Genomic DNA, 23,039 nt, shown 5'->3' with positions numbered 1-23,039 from the left:
CTACGTAGCTCGTCAAATTATAGTCCAGACACGTGTCCAGACAGCCCGCCCACGTCACCGCCGAGTTCTCCACCGTCGCTTGCGCCGGTTCCGCCCCAGCGGATTGGGCGTGAGCATGCGGATTGCTTTGCTGTCGTATCGGAGCAAAACGCATTGCGGCGGGCAAGGGGTGTATGTTCGGCACCTGAGTCGCGGCCTGGTCGAACTGGGACACCACGTCGAGGTCTTCTCCGGCCAGCCCTACCCCGAGGTTCTTGATCCTCGGGTCGTGCTGCGCCAAGTGCCCAGCCTTGACATGTACCGCGAACCCGACCCATTCCGGATTCCGCATCCCCGCGAGATCCGGGACCGCATCGACCTGCTGGAGCTTGCCACGGTGTGGACGGCGGGTTTCCCCGAACCGCGCACCTTCAGCCTGCGGGCCGCGCGCCTGTTGGCCCAGCGGGTGCACGACTTCGATGTGGTTCACGACAACCAGAGCCTGGGCGACGGCCTGCTGAGCATCGCCGGCTTGGGCTTGCCGGTGGTGGCCACGGTGCACCACCCGATCACCCGTGACAGGTTGCTTGACCTGCAAGCGGCTCCATGGTGGCGTAAGCCGCTGGTGCGCCGCTGGTATGGCTTTTTGGGAATGCAGCAACGGGTGGCCCGCAGTATCCCGGATCTGTTGACCGTTTCATCGTCGTCGGCGGCCGACATCACCACCGATTTCGGCGTGGACCCCGAACGGCTGCACGTGGTTCCGCTGGGCGTGGACACCGAGCTGTTCGCCCCGTCTGCGCAACCGCGAGTCCCGGGCCGCATCATCGCTATCGCCAGCGCAGACACGCCGCTCAAGGGTGTGGCGAACCTGTTGCACGCGGTGGCCAAACTCCGGGTCGAGCGGGACCTGGAGCTCCAGCTCGTCGCCAAGCTCGAACCGAACGGCCCCACCGAGAAACTCATCGCTGAGCTCGGCATCTCCGACATCGTGCACACGTCCAACGGACTCTCCGACACGGAGCTCGCGGCGTTATTCGCCTCAGCTGAAATAGCCTGCATCCCTTCGCTTTACGAAGGTTTCTCGTTGCCCGCCGTCGAGGCGATGGCAAGCGGCACACCGATCGTCGCCAGCCGCACCGGCGCTCTGCCCGAGGTGCTGGGACCCGATGGCGACTGCGCGCGGATGGTACCGCCCGGCGACGCCGCCGCGTTGATCCGAGTGTTGGGTGAGCTGCTGGAGTCGCCGAAGCAGCGGCGCCGGCTCGGGGCGGCCGGCCGCCACCGCGCACTCGAGATCTATAGCTGGGAATCAGTTGCGGCACAGACTGTTCGCGTCTACGAACGCGCGATCGCACGCAGTGCCCCGGCCGCGGTCGGTGAACCGTGCTGACGGTGGACTACGACCGGCTGGGGGTCGGACCGGGAACCAAGGTCATCGACGTCGGTTGCGGCGCGGGTCGGCACAGTTTCGAGGCCTACCGACGAGGCGCGGACGTGGTGGCGTTCGACCAGGATGCCGCGGAACTGGAAAACGTCGCCACGTTGTTGCGAGCCATGGCCGAAGCCGGTGAAGCGCCCGCATCGGCCAAGGCCGAGACCGTGGTCGGTGACGCGCTCGCGCTGCCCTACCCTGATCGCACCTTTGACTGCGTCATCGCATCGGAAATCCTCGAGCACGTCCCCGCCGACGGCACGGTGATCGATGAACTGGTGCGCGTGCTCAAAGTCGGCGGCAAGCTGGCGGTCACCGTCCCGCGGTGGCTGCCCGAGCGGATCTGCTGGCTACTGTCCGACGACTACCACAGCAACGAGGGCGGCCATATCCGGATCTACCGGGCCAGCGCCCTGCGTGACAAGATCGCGACGGCTGGAATGACATTCACGCACACTCACCATGCCCATGCCCTGCATGCGCCGTTCTGGTGGCTGAAATGCGCTGTCGGCGTGTCCAACTCGGATCATCCCGCCGTGACGGCATACCACCGGCTGCTGGTATGGGACATGATGCGACGACCGTGGATCACACGGCTGGCCGAATCGGTACTCAACCCGCTTGTCGGTAAGAGTGTCGCGCTGTATTTCGAGAAACCGGTGCCCGCAGTTGAACTGGTGTGACATACCGGGCGTCGACGACGTCTTCACTCCACAACAATGCCTACAAACGGCCGAATCGATCGCCGCTGCGCAAGAACCCTCAGGCGCCATCCCCTGGTCGCAAGACGGGCACACCGACCCTTGGGACCATATCGAATGCGCGATGGCGCTGACCGTTGCCGGGTTGATCCAGCCGGCCCGCGACGCGTTCGACTGGTGCCGGCGCCAACAGCGCGTCGACGGATCGTGGCCGATTCAACTGCGGGCCGGGGTGGTCGAGGACGCCAACAGCGACAGCAACTTCTGCGCCTACATCGCGGTCGGAGTCTGGCACCACGTACTGATCACCGCTGACCGCGCGTTCGCCGCGGCGATGTGGCCGACGGTACGCGCCGCGATCGAGTTCGTGCTTGAGTTACAGCTGCCGGGTGGTGAGATCTGTTGGGCGCGTGGTCCGTCCGGCCCGGTAACCGAGGCGTTGCTCACGGGGTGCGCGAGCATCTTCCACAGCCTTCGATGCGCGCTGGCACTGGCGAACTACCTTGACGAGCCGCAGCCCGAGTGGGAAATCGCGCTGGGCCAGCTCGGTCACGCCATCGCCGCCCACCCGTCGGCGTTCACTGAAAAGCCGCACCACTCGATGGACTGGTACTACCCGATCCTGGGCGGGGCGCTACGCGGGCCCGCCGCGGAGGCCCGAATCGCCGAGCGCTGGGACGATTTCGTCGTCGATGGGCTCGGCATCCGATGCGTCGACGACCGGCCATGGGTCACGGGCGCCGAGACCTGCGAACTGGTCCTGGCGCTCGACGCGATGGGCCGCCGGCGGGCGGCGCTGCAGCAGTTTGCGGCCATGCAGCATCTGCGGGAAAAAGACGGGTCGTATTGGACCGGCTTGGTGTTCAGCGACGGAAAGCGCTGGCCGGTGGAGCGGACCACCTGGACCGGTGCGGCGGTGATCCTTGCAGCCGACGCGTTGTCGTGCACCACCGCAGGCAGCGGCATCTTCCGCGGCACCGACCTGCCACGCGGCCTCGAGGGCGACTACGACTGTGAATGCGCGGTCAGCCGGACGGATCGCTGACGGCGCGGGTGCGTTCGAGCACCCGCAACGATCCGGTGACCGATCGCTCGGTGAACTCGCCGCTTTCGATGGCACGACAGTAGATGTGGTACGGCGCTTGGCCACCGTCGCGCGGATCGGGAAACACATCGTGGATGATCAACGCACCGCCGAGACGTACCCGCGGTGCCCAGCCGTCGAAGTCCTGGTGCGCCGCGGCCTCGCTGTGTCCGCCGTCGATGAACAGCAGCTGTAGCGGCGTGCCCCACCCCCGGGCCACTACTGCCGATTTGCCCACCACCGCAACGACATTGTCGTCGAGGTCAGCCTCGTCGAGAGTACGCCGAAAAACGGGCAGGGTATCGAAGCGTCCGGTGACTTCATCGACCAACGACGCGTCGTGATACTCCCAGCCGGGCTGGTGTTCTTCGGAACCATGATGGTGATCGATGGTGAAAAGAACGCTGTCGGTGGCCGCCGCGGCCGCGCCCAGCAGCAAGGTTGACTTGCCGCAGTAGGTCCCGATCTCCACGCCGACACCGCGATGAAAGTAGTGCCGCGCCGCATCGTGCAGCGCCTGACCTTCGTCGGAGGGCATGAACCCGGTCACCTGGTCGGCGAGTTCGAACAGCCGGCGGGTGCGCTCAGTAGGCGTCATCTTCGCTGCAACCTAACGAATCGGATCGGTTGCCGCCCATACTACGTTGTAGTAGTGTCCGGACACGTGTCCGACCCGGTGGCTCGGGAGTCGACCAGGCGCCGACTGACCGCCAAGCAAGCCGACACGGTTGACCGCCTCGGCCACGCCGCGCTCCACGTGCTGAGCCGAGAAGGCTTCGCGGGGTTGACAATTCGTATGGTTGCCGCGGAGGCCGGGGTTGGTACCGCGACGGCATACACCTATTTCGCGTCCAAGGAACACCTTGTGGCCGAAGTTTTCTGGCGGCGACTGGCGACCACGCCCGTTCCACCCGACAACTCACCCGATCCGGCGGACCGGGTCATCGGCGTGCTTCGGCACATCTCGCTGCTGCTCGCCGACGAACCCGAGTTGGCCGCCGCGGTGACCAATGCTTTGTTGGGCAAGGATCCCGAAGTCAAGCATCTGCGGCTGCGCATCGGCCAGGAGGTTCATCAGCGTCTGGTGACCGCGTTGGGTCCCGAGGCTGCTCCAGATGTGGTCGAGTCACTGGAGCTGCTGTACGCCGGGGCGTTGGTGCATGCCGGGATGGGATACGGGTCATACGCGCAGATCGCCGAGCGGCTGGAGTCCTCGGCAAGGCTGTTATTGAAATAACCGCGCCCACGCCGGCTGGTGGCTGGCAGGATCACCGAGGTGAACGTCAACCACCCCGAGCGTGACCAGGCGTGGTATGAGGCTGCCCGTTCGGAGACCGAAATCGAACGGTTGGACCGGAATTGGGGCAGTTTGTTGCAGGAGCTGCGGGTGGTGCAGACGGGTGTTCAGCTGCTGACCGGGTTTTTGTTGACGTTGCCGTTCCAGCAGCGGTTCAGCGAACTCAACGACACCATGCGGGCGGTGTATCTGGCAACGGTCGCATGCTCGATTAGTTCGACGATTTTGCTGGTCGCTCCGGTTGCTATGCACCGGTTGCTGTTTCGCCGCCATCGCCTGAAGGTTTTGGTTTCAGCCGCGCACCGGTTTGCCTATATCGGGTTGTTGCTGCTGGGTCTGGCCCTGGTGGGTGTAACCGTGGTTGTTTTCGACGCGGTGGCCGGCCATGTCGCCGGCGTGGTGGCCGGTGGTTGCGCGTCGGTGGCATTCGTCGGACTCTGGGTGGTGCTGCCGCTTGGAATGCGCGCTATCGGAGCGCCGATGCGGTGAGAGCTCAGCACCGGCTGTTTGCCAGGCCGCCAGGCCGGGAACACACGATCCATGTTGCTTCGTCGAATCGCCCGACCGTTGTTGTCCGCGGTGTTCATCGGCCAGGGTGTCGAGACGCTGCGAAACCCCGCCACCAGCGCCGACGCTGCGCAGCCCACCCTTGCGGCGCTGCGCACCCTGCCCGACCCGGTGGGCACCAAGGTTCCCGCCGACCCCCAGACGGCCGCACGCATCAATGCTGCCGTACAGGTTGGAGGCGGACTGTTGCTTGCCACCGGCAAGATGCCCCGGATCGCCTCGGCCGCGCTAGCGTTGACGGTGATCCCGGGCAGCCTTGGCGGCCATCTGTTTTGGAGTGAACCCGATCCCCAGCAGAAAGCGCAGAAACGTCGTGACTTCCTCACCGATCTGAGCCTGCTGGGTGGACTGATCATCGCGTCGGCCGATACGGAGGGCAAGCCGTCACTGGGTTGGCGCGGTCGACGGGCGGCGAGCCGGATCTCGGAGGCGGTCTCCGAGGCGTTTCCGGCTGGCGGTAGCGACAACGCGTTGATTGATTCCGAACTCGGCGAAAAGCTCGGCGATGTCGGGCAGCGGATCGGCCACCAGCTGCAGATGGGCGCGGAGCGCGGCCGCGAACTGGCCAGTGTCGCCGCCGAACGTGGCGCGCCACTGGTGGAGGCCGCCCGCAGCCGCGGGGCGAAGTGGGCCGAAACCGCCCGTGAGCGCGGCGCTGACTGGGCCGAACTTGCGCGAGAGCGCGGCACCGAACTCGCCGAAACCGCCCTGGACCGCGGCACCGAGCTGGCCGAAACCGCCCGTGAGCGCCGCAGGCGCTGGATTTAGGCGAAAACGGCTCAGCGAAGAGCTGCGCGGCCGAGTCCACGCCGCGTGGAGTTGGCCTGGGCGGCGACTACGGTGCGTTGAGTGACCTAATGTGCGGGCCCACGCAGCTCGGCGCAAGTCACGCAGTTAGCTGTTGCTGTTGTTGTCAAAGAATACGAGTGCACATTGGCCAGGCGTTGTTGCGGCTGTCGGCTGCTGCGTCGGGGCCCGCGATGTTGATATCCCCTCCGTAGGGCGGGCCACTTAGGCTACTGTGCCACGTAGGGGCCTTATATGGGTATTCGAATAAGGAGTTCGGATGCCGGCAAACTCAACAGCCTACGGGCGCACGCGGTGCCGCCCGAAACCGTCGTAATAGCCTGTCCACAATAGAGTTCGGTGGCCGATGGATGGTTTTGAGAGCTTGCACGATTTGCTCGCTAATGAGTCGGCTACCGATCCAGTGAGTGAGCGGATTCTGGCCGCCGCCGCCGAGCTTGTCGGGCGCCACGGTGATCAAAACACCACCATGGCCGCGATTGCACAACGAGCCGGAGTGGGGCGAGCGACGGTCTTTCGCCGATTCGGCTCCAAGCAGGAAATTCTCGATCGTGCCCTGATGCGAGAATTGCGCATGCTGGCGCTGGCGCTACGGGAGTCGACCGCCAACGCCGACACTGCGGCTGCTGCGCTGATCGAGTGCTTCGTTTTGTCGATGCAAGCGATGCGCCGCCGGCCATTGCTGCGACGGTTGGCCCAACTCGAGCCAGAAAAGCTGATCGCATTTACTCGACTGCGTCACCCCCGTGTGCTGGGGCTCTGGCGCAACATGCTCACATCGATCATGGAAAGCTTCGATACACCGTCGGTGGATCCGCTGGAACGCTCCGACCTCGCCGATATGCTGATCCATCTCACGATCGGCTACTCGGTGGTACCGGAGTCGAGCATCGACCTCAAAAATGCGGAGAAACTGCGGCGAGTGGCTGCAACGGTGATCGCGCCCATCCTTGGGCAGTGATCACCCGCACGCCATCACTTTCGGTACCTGCGTAGTCGGTCGTGAAGCGTACATGAGTACACCAGTTGATATTTCGGTATCGACTGATACTTTCTGCCCTGCTAAAGTCTCACACGATGATTGGTCTCCTCGCCGGAACCGACCGCTGGATGGGCATCAAGGGGAACCCACCGGGTTGGCTGGTTTGTCGGTTACGAAGGCACGCATACCGGTGGCCACACCGGTTCGGCGAAACCATCCCGACCTGTGACGGCTCCGGCGCCACCGCGCGGTGAATAGCACGAGGAATCGAAATCGATGAGGGCCGACAGCGACAATGACCAGAGCGCTCCTGCCGGTGACGCAAATGCGCGAATCGCGGTGGGTACCCGGGTGCGGATACATCCGCGAACCGATGCCGAATCCCCCGGCGTCATCATCGAGGACTTCGGCGAAATGCCCCGCGTCGACGTCGAAGTCGGGACGAATCAGGTAATCGGCCCAGCGAGACGGTGGGCGGTGGCCCTAGATAACGGCACCTTGGCCTTCGTAAACAGCGAGCAACTCAGTGCTGAATAGCACCAACCTGTGCGCTGCTTCACGCAGGCGCGTCGCCGCGAACTGCGAACAGATGAGGGGAAGTAATGGGTCGACTACCGGTGCCCTTGCCGGGGCCTGTGCGCAAGGCGATCAATGCGGTCAATGCTGGTGACACCCGATCGTTGCTGGCGTTGTTCACTCCCAATACTGGATATGTCAAAGATTGGGGCCGCAAATTCCGCGGCAGCGAAGCGATCAGGTCCTGGAGCAACCGCGAGTTCATCGGTCGGCATGTCAAGCTTCAGGTGGCTACCTTCTACCTAACGGACGAGGGTGACACCGTGGTCATCGCCGAAGTCGGGGGCTTCGGCTTTAAAAGCCCCTGCGCCTTCACCTTCCACGTCGACGGTGAACTGCTCACCAACATGCGCACATGTCGTTACTAGACGACCGAGATCGACCGGCTTCGTCTCAGCGACGGCAACCTGCCGGGCTAACGCCTAGCCCTTGATCGTGGTGGCCGGGCGCCGACCACTGCGCCAATAGAGCGCCCAGGACACCGCGACGACCGCGAACACCCCGACTTGCACCGCGCCCATCCAGCCTGCCGGGTAGAAGACGCCGGTGATGTAGTGCGCGATGAAGCCGTCAGCCGGCAGCGGTGGCATCTCGGCTTTGGTGCGCCCCCAGCGCTCAACCCAGGTCAGCGGACAGTCGAGATGTTCGGTGGTGATCGCCACTCCCCACACCACAGCAGGCAGGTGCAGCCAGATGCTGCGGCGCCACCGGAGCGCGAGGAATCCGCCGGCAACCAGATAGGCGAGGAACGCGAAGTGTGTTGCCACCGCCAGCGCCACCACGATTTGGTACATCGTCAGGTGCCTAATGCCCTAGGAGTGCAGTGGTTCCATTATGCGCCGCTGAGTCGCTCAGTGAGATGAGCCATGACACCGTCGACGATCGCATCGACCGGTTGGTCGATGTCGACCACGATGCCGGCCTCGTCGGGGCCGAGCGGTTCGAGGGTTTCGAATTGTGATTTCAGCAGCGACCGCGGCATGAAGTGACCTCGCCTTGCGCCAAGGCGACGGGCGATCAGCTCGGGCGCGCCATTCAGGCCCACGAATTCGGTGTCCGGACAGTGCAGCCGCAGCTGATCGCGATACTTGCGTTTCAGCGCCGAGCAGCTGATCACGCCGCCATCGGTATGCCGGGTCAACCACTCCCCGACGGCTTGAAGCCACGGATCGCGGTCGTCATCGTTGAGTTCATGACCCGCAGCCATTTTCGCGATATTCGCTTCAGGATGGAAGGTATCGGCGTCGGCAAAGGGCGCCCGAAGGCGTTGCGCCAGCGCGGCTCCCACTGTCGATTTGCCCGATCCGGAGACTCCCATGACCACGATCGGTGGCACTGGTTGGGTCATTACCCGGGCTGGTTGCGATTCCATTCCAGCCAACCCACGCCGCTTCGGCCGTCCGCGGTGCTGACGGTCGCCCAGACCCGCGGGAAGCGGCTGATGCGGCCGTCGGCGGCGGGCAGCAGCACCGGCGCGTGGCCGCATACGTCGACTGTCACGGTGATGCCGGCGAGAGTCAGCTCCGCCCGGGTGGGTAAACCGTTGGCGTCGGAGTCTTCCCGCACATCCACCGTATGCACCTCGGTCAGTGCGCCGTCGCGGTTCTGCACGTAGCCGACCGCCATCGGCGGGGCGCCGGGTATCCGCAAGTCCACAGCGTGCAAGTGGGTGCCGTCGTCGAGATGCAGCGCGCTCCACAACCAATCCATGCTCCACCAGTCCCGCACGCCCCACGAGTGGTCGCGCTGGGCCGGCGCGGAGTCAACGGTGTATCGAGTGCCGTCGATGGTGACCCTGCCCGAGACCACGCACGGGATTTCGTAGCGGGTGGTCAGTCGGTACTGGTACGGCGTGCCGTCGGTGGTCCACACCAGATCGATCGAGACGTCGGCCGGCGCGCCGTCTTCTCCCCGTAGCAGTGCAGCGGGGTCGGGGTAGGACTGTCCGCGGCCCTGCAGGCCGATGCGATAGGTGTGCAGCGGCCCGTCGGCCGAGTGGGCGAAGTCGGCGGTGTCGGTGTGGATTTTCCACGGGTCGACCGGAAGCGGAACATCGATATCGACCACCGCGACCGTGGGCAGCTGAGGTCCGCACAGCAGTGCGTGCAGCCAGGCCCGGTGCTGGTTGGGGATCAGGCCGAGACGTACCCAACCGCCGAGGCCTTGTGCCGGATCGACGAAGTCGGCGTACCAGCTCTCGCTCCACAGGGGTTCGTCGGTTGGCGCGTGGGCTGATTCATCATCGCCGGACGGACGCAGCGGCTCCGGCGCCGCCGGCGCCGGCAGTGTTGCCAGGGCGTCGGTGTCCAGCACGTGCTCGCAGTGTCGCTGGAGCATCGTCATGAACATCGCATCGCCGCGCTCGGTGCGTTCCACGAGCATCGACGAGACGATGGCCATCATCACTCCGAAGAAGCGCTGCCCGCGCACGCCTTCGCGGACCTCGGCGAGGGTCATCGGCGGGTTGGGGCCGAGCGCCTCGTGATAGGCGGCCAACAGAGCGTCGTAGTGGTTGCGCCGGTCCTCCGCGGGCAACGCACATCCGAGGAAGTACGCCAGATCCGTCATCGCGGGACCCCAGGTGACGGTCTGCCAGTCGACGACGGTCAGCGGACGGTCCGCGCCCGCCGTGCCGAACAACATGTTGTCCAGCCGATAGTCACCGTGTATCAGCCCGTGGGGGCCACTGGATTGTTGGGCCTGGTATTCGTCGAAACTGGCCACCAGCCGTTCGCACACCATCCGGTGCTGTGGCGCGATCTGGTCGCCGTATCGGTCCAAAAAGCCGGCGTAGAGTCCGGTGATGACCGCCTGACTGATCGGCGCGTCGCGGTTGAGCCACGGCGCCTCCCCGAGTGCAGCGTCGCCCAACAGCGGACGTTGCAGCCGAGCCAGCTCGGTTACCGCCAGCCGGGCTTGGGCCGCTGCGGCGCCGCGGATTTCGTCGCCGACGACCGCGGGGTTGGCATCGCCAAGCAATACGTCGAACGCACCGGTGGACGCGTCGAAGGCGGCGTGATAACACGGTGCAACCGGGCCGGCCAGGCGCGGTGCGATCTCACGATAGAAACGGACTTCGCGCTCATAAAGACCCAGGCTCAGCCCGGTCTGCCGACTCACCGGATCAGTGGCCGCGACCTTCAACACCACCGACGCGGGGCCATCGCCATCGGTATAGGTGAGCGCGATGCGGTAGCAGGCACTCATCTGGCCGGTACCGATGCGCTCGACGGCAAAACGGGAGACGGTCCCGGCATCCAGTACCGAGGTCAGCCATTCGGAGCTGAGATCGTCCGGTCGGTCGATGAGGTGATCGAGGTGCGGTTTCATCAGCGCGCCAGCGAAAAGTTCTGCCACGCAATGCGTCGCTCGGCGTGGGGATCGAATTCGACCCGCGGCCTGCTGTCGATGACCATCACCGCGCGGTCGGTTTCGGCGTAGGCCGGCCAGTCGTCGCCGGGAACACCTGCGTGGCTGAATGACAGCCAGCGCCTTTGGATTTCACGACTCACCCGCCGTGCCGAGCGACGGTCACCGGCCGCGCTGAGCAGAGCACCGAACCGGGTGCGGTAGACGCCGAACACCGCTAGCAGTTCCGTGGCGTGGGTTGCGCCCAGACCGGACCAGCGCAATGTGCGCGGCGAGTAGTCGTACCGATACAGGTAGGTCGGCGCATGGCGCGTGTGTGCTTCGGCGATCTCCCACGCCGCCGAGTTGAACGCAAAGTCTCCGCCGAGGCGGATGCATGCTTCACGTTTGGGGTAGTCCGGGTAGGCCCTGGTAATGCGTTCCCGCGCAGCTGGATCCGTCTCGGCCAGCAAGGCCTCGATCATCGACTCGGTCGTCGGCAGTAGTTTCAGCCACCGCGTGAACAGGCGACCTTCCTCGGCGTTGGTGCCGACAATCAGTGGGACGCGGTGTGCCTGACCGCGACGCAGCGCATCCATCGGGTCCAACGGCAGGCAATCGTCACCGAAGGACGGGCCGATGGGAAAGGCGCCCAGCAGGTCTTGTACACCCTGCTCAATGAGGCGGTCTTGGGCGGCCACCAGTTCCGCGGGAGAAGCTTGCATCAGTCTCTGGGCGGCATCCTGTTTGCCTGCGCCGAGCAGCGCAGCGAAGCGCCGCGCGAACTCTGCCGCCACTTCCTGCGAGCGCACCATACCGGCGGCCGGGCTTTGTGAAATCGCGCGAGAGAACAGGCCTTTCGCGTCGGGAACCGCCATCAATGTGGCGACCGCATGCGCGCCGGCGCTTTCCCCGAACACAGTGACTTTGTCGGGGTCGCCGCCGAACGCCGCGATGTTGTCGCGCACCCACTGCAATGCCAGCACCAGGTCACGCAGGAAAAGATTGCTGTCGATGGTGATTTCGGACGTCGACAACGACGACAGGTCCAAACATCCGAGCGCACCGAGCCGGTAGTTGACCGATACGTAGACGCAGCCGCGGCGAGCCAATGCGGCGCCGTCGTACAGCGCAGAGCTGCCCAGTATGTATCCGCCGCCGTGGACGAACACCATGACCGGCAGCGCTTCGCCGGGTGCGTCCTGGGGTGTCACGACGTTGAGTGTCAGGCAGTCCTCGCCGCGCGGCTGGTACTTGCCGACACCAATCATCGTGTACCAGCGCTGCTGCGGAGCGCAGTTGGTGAACGCGTGGCAGTGTCGCACGCCTGACCACGGCTGCACCGGTTGCGGCGCCCGGAATCGCAGCGGCCCGACCGGCGGGCGGGCGTACGGGATGGACCGCCAGCGGTGCACCCCGTCGCGGGTGAAGCCTTCGACGGTGCCGGTGGCGGTCGTGACGCGAACGGTGTGCTCGTGCATTCTTCGAACCTAACGAACGCGATGGTGGCAGGCGGGGTGGGTCGGGAAATCAATTAACCTGACCGGATGCGGAAAGCCGTGCTGGTTGCAGCGTCGCTGCTGATAGCCGGATGTTCACATTCGACCACTGGCCACCCTGAGCAGACATCGACAACCCCGGTGACCACTGCGTCGACGTCTGTGCGACCGGCCGCCGCCGCGCCGGCGGCCGGCGCATCGATCTCCGATGTCATCGCATGGATCGAAGCTGGTGCGCCCACCGACGTCGCCGGATATCACCGCGCGACGCGCGAGGGTGTCACCACCGATCTCGGCGACGACGTCGCGTTCCGCGTGGAGAAGGTGTCCTGCATGACCGACGTCAAACACACCGGAGGAGCACTGGCCTGCCTAGTGGACTTGGCCCATCCGCCGCCGCGGCCGACGGCGGTCTATGGACCCTGGCTCGGCGGTTGGGTCGACTTCGACGGCGCCAGCCTGCAAGTCGGATCCTCGCATGCCGATCCCGGCCCGTTCAGCCGCGGTGACGGGCCCGAGTTGCCGACCGGCGCGTCGTTGTCATTCGGCGACTATCGTTGCCGCGCCGGCGAGGTCGGCGTGCTGTGCGTGAACTATGCGCACCGCTCGGCGGTTCGGCTCGCCGCGGCGGGCGTCGAACATTTCGGATGTCTGCGCTCTGTGCCGCCACCGGACGGCGTGGCCGAGAAATTCAGCTGCTGAGCGAGGTGCCGATCTCGGTGTCACGCAGGACGAGGATCTCGCCCGTAGTGCCGTCGACCTCGACCAACGCCCCCGGGGGCAGGCGGCGAGTGGCGCCCTCGACGTCCACCACGCAGGGAAACCCGAACTCGCGGGCCACCACAGCTGCATGCGACATCGGGCCGCCGAGTTCGGTCACGACGGCGGCGGCATAGCCGAACGCGGCGGTGTAGCCAACATCGGTGACCTCGGCGACCAGGATCTCCCCCGGTTCCAGGTCATCGATGGTTTCCGGCCGCACGATCCTGACCCGGCCACGGACGCGTCCACCACAGACTCCCAGGCCGTGCAAGGTCTCCCCGGGGTTGAGCACGCTGGCCAGGGTGCTGGCCGGCCGCCAGCTGCCACTGAAGATCGGGGGCGGCACGATGCCGCTGAGTCTTTCTCGCTCGGCGCGGCGTCGCTCTGCGATCTGTGCGGCGTGTTTGGGGTACGGGTCGAGTTCGTCGACCAACAAATAGAACACATCCTCGGGGGCTGCGAGAACGCCCGCGTCGGTGAGTCTGCGCCCGTACTCGCGCAGCAGCCGTCGCAGCACCCAGATGGCGCGGACCATCTTGTCGCGGCGGACTTCGCGGTCGCGCAGCTGACGCACGGCCAGCCACGCGACGGGTCGGGCATGCACGGGGATCGGGGCATGGCGGGGCTTTGGCGGGGCCGGAGCGGTCAGCGATTTGGCAACCATCCCGACGAGTAGTTCAGGGTCATCAGCGTAGGTGGTCGATTGCATCTCCACCTCGGCCGGACCGCGGTGACCGATCAACGCCAGCTCGGCGAGAACCGCGGCATGCAATTCCGGCGCCTGCTCGGCGAGTGCGTCGAGGTGCTTACCCGGATTGGCGAGCACTCGAGCGGCGTCGGGGCTTCGCCGCGCGACCGCCACCAGTCGATGCAGCGCGCCCAGCAGCCGCGCGCTGACCACTTCGGGTCCGGCCGACAAAGCGATGCTGCGACCACTCACGCCGCGCAGGATGACACTGAACGCGGCGAACAACATGAACGACCCGCCACCGGCCAGCACCCAGCCGTGCACGACGCGGTCGCGCGCGGACATGATCAGGTTGAGCAGGCGATGCTCGTCGAGGTCGGCAAGGTTGTCGCCGGTGAGTTGTTCCAGGCGATCGATATCGGCGATGTAGTCGCGGGTGTCGCGGTTCGAGCCGGCACTCAGCCCGATCACGTTGACGCCGAACACACCGATATTGCGCATGGTGCGCAACGGTTTTCGGAGGCCGCTGGTGTCCCGCGGTAGGCGGTGTTCACCGAAGATCGGTAACGCGGTAAGGCTGGGGCCGAAGAACTGGCTGTTGCGGACCACCGCCTCGGGTTTGATGAACGGCACCGTTTCGGCCATGAAATGCGCGGCGGTGATGGCTCCGTAGAGACGGTGCGCGAAGACACCGATGGTGCGGGTGGCGATTTCACGCTGGATCAGCCCGCCCGGACGCAGCCGTTCGGCGATGGCCACGCCGGCGGCCCGCAGGCCGCGCACCGTTACCGATGCCGACGAGGGTGAGAACGGTCCCGGCAGCGCCTCGGACAAATTCGTGGCGAGGAAGGTCGGGAAGCGCGGGTCGATCGGTGTGTCGAATTCCCCGTTGGCGCCGTCGGGTCCGGCGAGGACGGGCACGGTACCGTCCGGGGCCGCCGCGTCGGCCGCCGGGATGTCTTGAACATTGGTCAGCCGCCACGGCAGCGCGATCACCCGGTTGCCCAGGCTCAGCCGGCCACGCACGGCCAGTGCGAAATCCTCGACGCATTCGCGGGCGTTCCACGCCGGTGTCAGTCCCCACTCCGCGAGCCGCGAGATGTCCATCAATGGCGCTTCGCATAACCGGGTCAGCGCAATAACCTGCGACCAACCTTGCAGCGCCGCGGGGATGCGAACCACTGGTCGTCGCAGTGCCTTGGCAAGCTCGCCGAGTGAAAGCTCCCCGGGGGCGGCCAGGTTCACCGCGCCGCTGGCGATGTTGGTGTCCGTGTCGGTACTGGCCCGGACCAGCACCCGCAACGCGTCGTCGCTGTGGACCACTTGGAGTTTGTGCTCGGTTGCACCGTCGCGGCTGGGTAACACCGGCGATGCCAGCACGCGCAACACCCAGTTGTTGACGTTGCGACCCAGGATAATTGCCGACCGGATCGAGATCCATTGCGCGCCGGAGCCGGCGAGCAGTCGTTCGGCGCGGGCTTCGGCGGACGACGGGTCGACGGCGTGCGCCGATGAACAGAATACGATCCGGCGGGTGCCTGCTCGGGCCACGGCGTCCACGACGTTGGACATGCCGCCGATGTTGTCTTCGTCGTACTCGGTGCCGTGGCCGGCCCATGCGCAATGCACGACGACGTCGGCTCCGGTGACGGCGCGCCGCACAGCGGTCGCATCGCGGACGTCGCCGTGGACGAATTCCGCTGCGCTCGGCCAGCTTTCTGGTCGGCGCCGTGCCAGCCCCGCGACATCGTGGCCCAGGGTCAGCAGGCGCCCGACGATGCCGCGACCCAGGACTCCGCTCGCACCGGTGACGACGATTCTCACTGATCGGCCTCGAATTGCATCGGGCTACTCGTCGTCGTCGAGCAGTGCCGCGTTGACCAAGTCGTCTAGATCCATATCCGCAATGTCTTTTTCTCTGGTTTGCGCTGTGGCGGCGCCGTCGCCTTCGTTGGCCAAGCCCAGCAGCAGGTCCAATACTCCGGCCTGACGAAGCCGCTTGACCGGAATCGATGCGATGACCCGTTGAATCTCGGCCTCCCCGGGCGCCGGTTTTTCCGCCACCTCGGCGGCCTCGCCGACGAGCTCTTGACGGAAGTATCCGGCCAGGGCCGCGGAGTTCGGGTAGTCGAAGACGAGAGTGGGTGAAAGCGCCAGCCCGGTCGCGGCTTTGAGCCGGTTGCGCATCTCGACCGCGGTCAGCGAGTCGAAACCCAGCTCCTGGAACGCCTTGTCCGGGTCGATGGCCTCCGGCGCGATGTTGCCCAGCACCGTGGCGATATGCGAGCGCACCAAATCCAGCAGCACCGCATGCTGCTCGTCCTCGGACAAGCCCTCCAGTCGTTGCAGCAAAGCTGATTTCGACCTGGCGGCGGCCAGCGAGTCGTCGACTTGGCGGCGCGCCGTAGCGTGGATCAAGTCGACGAACATCGGCGGCAGGGTGCCACCGTCGAACTTGGCGCGCAGCGCGGTCAGGTCGATGTGGGCCGGCAGCAGGAACGGTTCGTCGACCGCTAGCGCAGTGTCGAGCAATCCGAGTGCTTCACCACTTGACATGGCGACGATGCCGTCTCGGGCGAACCGCGCGAAGTCGACAGCTTCCAGTCCGCCGGTCATGTTGCTGGCTTGATCCCACAGCCCCCAGGCCAGCGAGATCGCCGGCAACCGATGAGCCCGCCGATGCGCGGCCAACGCATCCAAAAACGAATTCGCCGCCGCATAGTTCGCCTNGGCGGCGCCGAGTCCGCCGGTCATGTTGCTGGCTTGACCCCACAGCCCCCAGGCCAGCGAGATCGCCGGCAACCGATGAGCCCGCCGATGCGCGGCCAACGCATCCAAAAACGAATTCGCCGCCGCATAGTTCGCCTGCCCCGACGAACCCACCAACCCGGCCATCGACGAAAACAGCACAAACGCCGACACACCCAAATCACGAGTCAACTCATGCAGATTCCACGCCGCATCCACCTTGGCCCGCAACACCGCATCCACCCGCTGCGGCGTCAACGACGTCACCACCGCATCATCAAGCACACCAGCGGCATGAATCACCGCCGACAACCGCCGCTGCACCGGAATATCGGCAATCACCTTCGCCAACGCCTCACGATCAGCCGCATCACAGGCCAACACCTGCACCTGCGCACCAGCATCAGCCAACTCGGCAACCAACTCAGGCGCACCCGGCGCATCCATACCGCGCCGACTCAACAACACCAAATGCCGCACCCCATGCCGGGCCACCACATGACGCGCCAACGCCGAACCCGCCATCCCGGTACCACCGGTGATCAACACCGTGCCCGCCGCCCACGCATCCGGCATCGTCAACACGACCTTGCCCACATGACGCGCCTGACTCAAAAACCGCAACGCCGCCGCCGCCCGCCGAATATCGAACCTGGTGACCGGCAACGGACGCAGCACCTTGTTCGCGAACATCGCGGCCAGCTCGGCGAGGATGCGCTGGATCTGATCTGGTCCGGCTTCGAAGAGGTCGAAGGCGCGGTAGCGCACGCCCGGGTGGCTTTCCGCGACGGCCTCAGGGTCGCGGATGTCGGTCTTGCCCATCTCCAAGAAGATCCCGCCCGGGGCGACCAGCCGCAGTGAGGCGTCCACGAAGTCGCCGGCCAGCGAATCGAGCACCACATCCACACCGCGGCCGCCGGTCACCGCCCGGAACTTCTCCTCGAACTCCAGACTGCGCGAATCGCCGATGTGATCATCGTCAAAACCCATCGCCCGCAACGTGTCCCACTTACCGCGGCTGGCAGTGGCGAACACCTCCAACCCCCAATGCCGGGCCAACTGCACCGCAGCCATACCCACCCCGCCCGCCGCGGCGTGAATCAACACCCGCTGGCCCGCCCTCACGTCGGCAAGCGCTGACAGCGCGTAGTAGGCCGTTGCGAAGACCACCGGTACCGTCGCGGCATCGGTGTGCGACCATCCGGCCGGAATACCGAGCAGCAACCGCTGGTCGGTGGTTGCGATGGTGCCGGTCCCCTCCGGGAACAAGCCGGTGACCCGGTCTCCGACCGCGAATTGAGTGACTTCCGAGCCGATTTCGACGACGACACCGGATGCCTCCACACCCATGGCCGCGTCGTCGTCTGGGTAGAGACCCAACGCGATCATGACGTCGCGGAAGTTGGCGGCCATGGCTTCGACGGCCACCCGGACGTGTCCGGGCGACAGCGGCGCGTCCGCATCCGGGACTGGTTCGAGTTGCAGGTTTTCGAAGGTGCCCGCGCTGGAAACGCCCAGCCGCCAAGGACGCCCGTCGTCCGGCGGCACCAACAAACCGTCGGCGGCGCGGCTGGCCTGCACCCGGGCGATATGGATCACACCGTCGCGCACGATCACTTGCGGCTCACCGGCGGCCAGGATCGCCGGCGCATCGACCGGCCCATCCACATCGGCGAGCACCAGCCGACCCGGATGCTCGGTCTGCGCCGACCGCACCAGCCCCCACACCGCCGCACCGGCCAAATCCGTGACGTCTTCCCCACCTAACGCCATCGCCCCACGCGTGACGACAACCAACACCCCCGAATCACGCTCCGACAACCACGACTGCAAAGCAGCCAAGGCCGCATGGGTGCGCTCGTAGGTTGCGGCGACGGGATCCTCGCCGGCGGGCACTGATTCGAAGACCTCATAGGCCGGCGTGGCACCGGCAGCCGGCTCAGTCGGCGACCAGGCCACCTCGAACAGCCGATCCGCGCCCGAGCCTGCCATCGCCGCCATCAACTGTTGCTGCGAGACCGGGCGGGCCACCATCGCCGACACCGACAGCACCGGCAACCCCAACCCATCGGCCAACTCCACCGAGACCGCCGACGGGCCCGTCGGCGCGATCCGCGCCCGCACCGACGACGCACCCGCGGCATGCAACGACACGCCCTGCCACGAGAACGGCAACGCCAATTCGGCAGCGTCGTGTGCCAACACCACCGCGTGCAGTGCGCCGTCCAGTAACACCGGATGCACGCCGAACCCGCCGACACCGCCGGCCGCCTCGGGCAGCGTGACTTCGGCGAACACCTCGTCGCCGCGGCGCCACACCGCTGTCAATGCGCGAAACGCGGGCCCGTACTCATAGCCGTGCGCAGCCAACCGGTCATAGCCGTCGGTGACGTCCACGGCGGTGGCGCCGGCCGGCGGCCAAGCCGACAGATCAGCCGCCGGTTCAACCGAATCCGACGTCAGGACACCCTCAGCGTGACTGGTCCAGGCCGACTCCGCATTAGGCCTGGAAAACACCGACACGGTGCGCCGCCCCGACTCGTCGGTCGATCCCACGACTATCTGGACGGCCACCGAACCGGAGGTCGGCACCATCAGCGGCGCCTGCAGGGTCAGCTCGTCGAGCACCGAACACCCGACTTCGTCGCCGGCGCGGATCGCCATCTCCACCAAAGCCGCACCGGGAAGGACCGCCATCCCCGCGACAGCGTGATCAGTCAGCCAGCCCTGCGAAGCGGGCGAGAGTCGGCCGGTCAATACCACTCCGCCCGAGTCCGGCAGCTCTACGACCGCCCCCAGCAGCGGGTGTTCGCTGGCTCCCTGGCCCAGACCCGCGGCGTCTAACGCGGCGCCGTCGCCCGACAACCAAAATCGCCGTCGTTCAAAGGCGTACGTCGGCAACTCGACGAACGCGGCACCGGGCAACATGGCCCGCCAGTCGATGCGCACTCCCGATACAAACGCCTGCGCGGCCGAAGTGACGAACCGTGTCAATCCGCCGTCGTCGCGGCCGAGGGTGGGAATGACGACCGGTGCCGCCGCGCCGTGGTCGGCGACGGTGTCTTCGATGCCGGCGATCAATGCCGGGTGCGGGCTGGATTCGATGAAGGTGCGGTAACCCGCCTGGCACGCACTGCGTACCGCCTGGTCGAATTCGACGGTCTGCCGGATATTGCGGTACCAGTACTCGCCGCCCAAGCCGGAGGTGTCAAAAAGACCGCCGGTAACGGTGGAGAAGAATGCCGTAGCCGACGATTGAGGCTCGATACCGGCCAACGCGTCGGCAAGCTGCTCGCGGATCTCCTCCACGGCAACGGAGTGCGACGCATAGTCCACGTCGATGCGGCGCGCCCGGATCTCGAGGTCGCTGCACTTTTGGATCAACGCCTCTAGTGCCGCTACCTCTCCGGAAACCACTACGGCCGATCGCCCGTTGATCGCGGCGATGCCGATCCGATCTTCGAAGGACGCCAACAGCTCTCGGGCACGCTCGACATCACACGCCAGTGACACCATGCCGCCGCGGCCGGCCAGCTCGCTGAGCAGCTTGCTGCGTAGTGTCACGACGCGCGCGGCGTCTCGTAGCGATAACGCTCCGGCGACGAAGGCGGCGGCGATCTCGCCCTGGGAATGGCCAATCACGGCGTCCGGGCGCACACCGATGGATCGCCATAATTCGGCCAGCGACACCATGATCGCGAACAACGCGGGTTGTACGACGTCGACGCGGTCCAGCCCCGGCGCGTCCGGGGCACCGCGCAGCACGTCGATCAGCGACCAGTCGACGAATTCGGAAAAGGCATCCGCGCACGCCCGAAGCTGTTCGGCAAAAACCGGTGCGGTGTCCAGTAATTCGACTCCCATGCCGACCCATTGGGAACCCTGGCCCGGGAAAACGAACACGTTTTTGCCGGCCGGCGTGGCGGTGCCGCGAATCACCGAAACCGGAGTGTCAGCGGCGAGTTCGTCGAGTCCGGCCAGCAACTGATCCCGGTCACCGCCGACCACCACCGCCCGATGTTCGAACACCGAGCGGCCCGCCAGTGTCCAACCCGCGTCGGCGATATCGATCTCGTCATGGGTGCGCACATGCTCGGCCAGCCGCGCGGCCTGAGCCCGTAATGCGTTCTCGGACTTGGCTGAAATAGCCCATGGCACAACCGGATACGCCGGTACGGCTTGACGCGGTTGCGGCTCGGGCGCGGCCTCCACGATCACATGTGCGTTGGTGCCGCTGATTCCGAACGACGACACCGCCGCCCGTCGAACTTTGCCGTCGTCGGGCCACGGCCGCGGCTCGGTCAGCAGCGACACCCGCCCCGCCGACCAATCCACATGCGGGCTGGGCGCATCCACATGCAACGTGGCCGGCATCAACTGATGGCGCATCGCCAACACCATCTTCATCACCCCGGCCACACCCGCAGCCGCCTGCGTATGACCCATATTCGACTTGATCGAACCCAGCCACAACGGCTCGTCACGGTCTTGCCCATACGTCGCCAACAACGCCTGGGCCTCAATAGGATCACCCAACGTCGTCCCGGTACCGTGGCCCTCCACCACGTCCACCTCAGCCGCACTCAACCCCGCATTGGCCAGCGCCGCACGCACCACCCGCTGCTGCGACGGCCCATTCGGCGCAGTCAACCCATTCGACGCGCCATCCTGATTCACCGCCGACCCACGCACCAACGCCAACACCGGATGACCCAGCCGCCGCGCATCCGACAACCGCTCCACCACCAGCATCCCGCCACCCTCAGACCAGCCGACTCCGTCGGCGGCACCGGCGAAAGACTTGCAGCGGCCATCAGGGGCCAGGCCGCGATGCCGGCTGAATTCGACGAAAACCGTTGGCGTGGCATTGACTGTCGCACCGCCGGCCAGCGCCAGATCGCACTCCCCCGACCGCAGCGACTGCACCGCCATATGCAGGGCGACCAACGACGACGAGCACGCGGTGTCCACCGACACCGCCGGACCCTCCAGCCCCAGCACATATGCCACCCGGCCGGTCGCGACACTCGATGTCACCCCGGTCAACCGGTAGCCCTCGATCTCGTCGGCGAGCATTCCGTAGCCCTGCGCGATGATCCCGGCGAAAACACCGGTGGCGCTGCCCCGCAGGCTGGTCGGGTCAATCCCGGCGCGCTCCAACGCCTCCCACGACAACTCCAGCAGCATGCGGTGCTGCGGGTCGGTTGCCAGCGCCTCGGCCGGCGAGACTCCGAAGAACCCCGCGTCGAATCCGGCGGCGTCGTCGACGAAGCCGCCGACCCGCGCATAAGACTTGTGCGGCACGTCGGGGTCGGGGTCGAACAGGTCGGCCAGATCCCAGCCACGATCGGTTGGGAATTCCGACATCACGTCGCGGCCCTGGGCAACCATCTCCCAGAGGTCGTCAGGGCTTTGAACTCCACCGGGGAAGCGACACGACATCCCGACGATCGCGATCGGTTCGCCGGAGCGCTCCAGCAGTGCCCGGTTCTTCTGCTTCAACCGCTCCACCTGGACCAGCGCTTTGCGCAGCGCTTCGGTCGCATGCTGGAGTTGGTCAGCCATATTTGTTACCCCTCGCTTAGCGCGGCAATGTGGCCGCCCGAGTCCTCAGCCGAGCCGGATGAGTCGGTGCGCTGGGCGCGCGGGAACTACCGGCCTCGCCCAGCGGTCCATGGCGCGACTGTACAGGTCATAGATCTTCGACGGCCACCGCCTATCAGCGCCAGCCGTCGGCCGCCCGGGCCGCTTGAAGCAGCGCGTCGCAAAGTTCGCGCAGTTCGCTTACGCCGGCCCCCTCGTCGAGCGCGGTGGCGACGTCCTCCGCAGCGCATCGCACCTGGTAGACCCGATCGGACAGGTCGGCGGCCTCGTCGGCGGACAGCAGTACGGCGTCGGGTGGCAGCGTCGATCCGGTCGTCCCGTTGATCGAGGCTCGTTGCTCATATGCGCGTTGCCGGCAGGACTGTCGGCAGTATTGACGGCGCCGGCCCATCCCGGCGTCGGGAACATCACGACCGCACCAGCGGCAGGGCTGCGGTCGACCACGGCGGCTCACGGGGCCGACTTTAGTCGGGGAAACGCAGTGTTCCCGGTATCCCCGGTATCATTGAAGGTCGCGTCGCGCCTTGCGAAGTGCGCGTCCGGGAACTTCGCCGACCGCCACGGCGTTGTCAGGGCGCGAGCCGCAAAGAGGATTAAGAAACCCAAAGGAGTAACAGCCGATGGCTGATCGTGTGCTGCGAGGAAGCCGGCTCGGAGCCGTGAGCTACGAGACCGACCGCAATCACGACCTGGCGCCGCGGCAGATTGCGCGGTACCGCACGGACAACGGTGAGGAATTCGAGGTTCCATTCGCCGACGACGCAGAGATTCCCAGCACCTGGCTGTGCCGCAACGGCATGGAAGGGACCCTGATCGAGGGTGACGTGCCGGAGCCGAAGAAGGCAAAGCCGCCCCGGACGCACTGGGACATGCTGCTGGAGCGCCGGTCGATCGAGGAGCTCGAGGAGCTGCTCAAGGAGCGCCTGGAGATCATCAGGGCGCGCCGCCGCGGTAGCAGCTGA

At 66.1% G+C, this 23,039-nt stretch carries 19 protein-coding genes; 11 read left to right on the top strand and 8 right to left on the bottom strand.

Annotation, left to right across the window (positions count from 1 at the left end; translation table 11 throughout):
- Positions 1-115: 115 nt before the first annotated feature.
- Genes manT through mmpH form a run of 3 tightly spaced genes read left to right on the top strand, consistent with a single transcriptional unit; the run spans position 116 to position 3,160 of the window.
- Positions 116-1,372: an MMP alpha-(1->4)-mannosyltransferase gene (gene manT, locus MSP7336_RS16455; protein ID WP_113964975.1), complete on the top strand. Its 1,257-nt coding sequence runs from the start codon at positions 116-118 to the stop codon at positions 1,370-1,372.
- A complete protein-coding gene (locus MSP7336_RS16450; protein WP_113964145.1) occupies positions 1,366-2,097 on the top strand; it encodes a class I SAM-dependent methyltransferase in 732 nt (243 codons plus the stop codon). Before manT ends, MSP7336_RS16450 begins: the two co-directional genes overlap by 7 nt.
- Positions 2,084-3,160: an MMP endo-(1,4)-3-O-methyl-alpha-D-mannosidase gene (gene mmpH, locus MSP7336_RS16445; RefSeq protein ID WP_113964144.1), complete on the top strand. Its 1,077-nt coding sequence runs from the start codon at positions 2,084-2,086 to the stop codon at positions 3,158-3,160. The genes MSP7336_RS16450 and mmpH overlap by 14 nt, the downstream gene beginning before the upstream one ends.
- On the opposite strand, the gene MSP7336_RS16440 is transcribed toward mmpH, so the two are convergent.
- A complete protein-coding gene (locus tag MSP7336_RS16440; protein ID WP_113964143.1) occupies positions 3,141-3,797 on the bottom strand; it encodes a class I SAM-dependent methyltransferase in 657 nt (218 codons plus the stop codon). The genes mmpH and MSP7336_RS16440 overlap by 20 nt on opposite strands.
- Positions 3,798-3,863: 66 nt before the next feature.
- Here MSP7336_RS16440 and MSP7336_RS16435 point away from each other — a divergent pair, with 66 nt between their 5' ends.
- From MSP7336_RS16435 to MSP7336_RS16410, 6 genes are all read left to right on the top strand, one after another.
- Positions 3,864-4,436 carry a TetR/AcrR family transcriptional regulator gene (locus MSP7336_RS16435; protein WP_113964142.1) on the top strand — a complete coding sequence of 191 codons (573 nt, stop codon included), beginning with the start codon at positions 3,864-3,866 and terminating at the stop codon, positions 4,434-4,436.
- 39 nt (positions 4,437-4,475) lie between these two features.
- On the top strand, positions 4,476-4,985 hold the full coding sequence (locus MSP7336_RS16430) for a DUF6328 family protein (RefSeq protein ID WP_069396404.1): 510 nt from the start codon (positions 4,476-4,478) through the stop codon (positions 4,983-4,985).
- Positions 4,986-5,036: 51 nt separating this feature from the next.
- Complete coding sequence (locus tag MSP7336_RS16425) at positions 5,037-5,831, top strand: DoxX family protein (RefSeq protein ID WP_113964141.1); 795 nt, start codon at positions 5,037-5,039, stop codon at positions 5,829-5,831.
- Between the two features lie 385 nt (positions 5,832-6,216).
- Positions 6,217-6,831 (top strand): TetR/AcrR family transcriptional regulator, encoded by a 615-nt coding sequence (locus MSP7336_RS16420; RefSeq protein WP_113964140.1) that lies wholly within the window; start codon positions 6,217-6,219, stop codon positions 6,829-6,831.
- Between the two features lie 297 nt (positions 6,832-7,128).
- Positions 7,129-7,389 (top strand): hypothetical protein, encoded by a 261-nt coding sequence (locus MSP7336_RS16415; protein WP_069396323.1) that lies wholly within the window; start codon positions 7,129-7,131, stop codon positions 7,387-7,389.
- A gap of 65 nt (positions 7,390-7,454) precedes the next feature.
- Positions 7,455-7,796: a nuclear transport factor 2 family protein gene (locus MSP7336_RS16410; RefSeq protein WP_113964139.1), complete on the top strand. Its 342-nt coding sequence runs from the start codon at positions 7,455-7,457 to the stop codon at positions 7,794-7,796.
- A 54-nt stretch (positions 7,797-7,850) separates the two neighbouring features.
- Here MSP7336_RS16410 and MSP7336_RS16405 read toward each other — a convergent pair whose 3' ends face one another.
- Genes MSP7336_RS16405 through MSP7336_RS16390 form a run of 4 tightly spaced genes read right to left on the bottom strand, consistent with a single transcriptional unit; the run spans position 7,851 to position 12,257 of the window.
- Positions 7,851-8,222, bottom strand: a complete 372-nt coding sequence (locus MSP7336_RS16405) for a DUF2784 domain-containing protein (protein WP_113964138.1) — start codon at positions 8,220-8,222, stop codon at positions 7,851-7,853.
- A gap of 38 nt (positions 8,223-8,260) precedes the next feature.
- Positions 8,261-8,776 (bottom strand): gluconokinase, encoded by a 516-nt coding sequence (locus tag MSP7336_RS16400; protein WP_069396320.1) that lies wholly within the window; start codon positions 8,774-8,776, stop codon positions 8,261-8,263.
- A complete protein-coding gene (locus MSP7336_RS16395) occupies positions 8,776-10,758 on the bottom strand; it encodes a DUF7064 domain-containing protein (RefSeq protein ID WP_113964972.1) in 1,983 nt (660 codons plus the stop codon). The genes MSP7336_RS16400 and MSP7336_RS16395 overlap by 1 nt, the downstream gene beginning before the upstream one ends.
- Entirely contained in the window at positions 10,758-12,257 is a 1,500-nt protein-coding gene (locus tag MSP7336_RS16390; protein WP_113964137.1) for a carboxylesterase/lipase family protein, read from the bottom strand. Before MSP7336_RS16390 ends, MSP7336_RS16395 begins: the two co-directional genes overlap by 1 nt.
- A 66-nt stretch (positions 12,258-12,323) precedes the next feature.
- On the opposite strand from MSP7336_RS16390, the gene MSP7336_RS16385 reads away from it, so the two are divergent.
- Positions 12,324-12,977, top strand: coding sequence for a hypothetical protein (locus tag MSP7336_RS16385; RefSeq protein WP_113964136.1), 654 nt, complete (start codon positions 12,324-12,326; stop codon positions 12,975-12,977).
- Here the strand turns inward: MSP7336_RS16385 and MSP7336_RS16380 are convergent.
- From MSP7336_RS16380 to MSP7336_RS16370, 3 genes are all read right to left on the bottom strand, one after another.
- Entirely contained in the window at positions 12,967-15,549 is a 2,583-nt protein-coding gene (locus tag MSP7336_RS16380) for a PEP-utilizing enzyme (RefSeq protein WP_113964135.1), read from the bottom strand. The genes MSP7336_RS16385 and MSP7336_RS16380 overlap by 11 nt on opposite strands.
- Positions 15,550-15,573: 24 nt before the next feature.
- Entirely contained in the window at positions 15,574-22,038 is a 6,465-nt protein-coding gene (locus MSP7336_RS16375) for a type I polyketide synthase (protein WP_113964134.1), read from the bottom strand.
- 154 nt (positions 22,039-22,192) lie between these two features.
- Positions 22,193-22,531, bottom strand: coding sequence for a hypothetical protein (locus MSP7336_RS16370; RefSeq protein WP_084226626.1), 339 nt, complete (start codon positions 22,529-22,531; stop codon positions 22,193-22,195).
- 166 nt (positions 22,532-22,697) lie between these two features.
- Here MSP7336_RS16370 and rbpA point away from each other — a divergent pair, with 166 nt between their 5' ends.
- Positions 22,698-23,039 carry an RNA polymerase-binding protein RbpA gene (gene rbpA, locus MSP7336_RS16365; protein ID WP_069397997.1) on the top strand — a complete coding sequence of 114 codons (342 nt, stop codon included), beginning with the start codon at positions 22,698-22,700 and terminating at the stop codon, positions 23,037-23,039.

Origin of the sequence: Mycobacterium shimoidei (assembly GCF_900417275.1) — a bacterium.
In the GTDB taxonomy this organism is placed as follows: domain Bacteria; phylum Actinomycetota; class Actinomycetes; order Mycobacteriales; family Mycobacteriaceae; genus Mycobacterium; species Mycobacterium shimoidei.
Note: the sequence above shows the minus strand (reverse complement) of the source record. Positions and strands in the feature narration are given on the sequence as shown.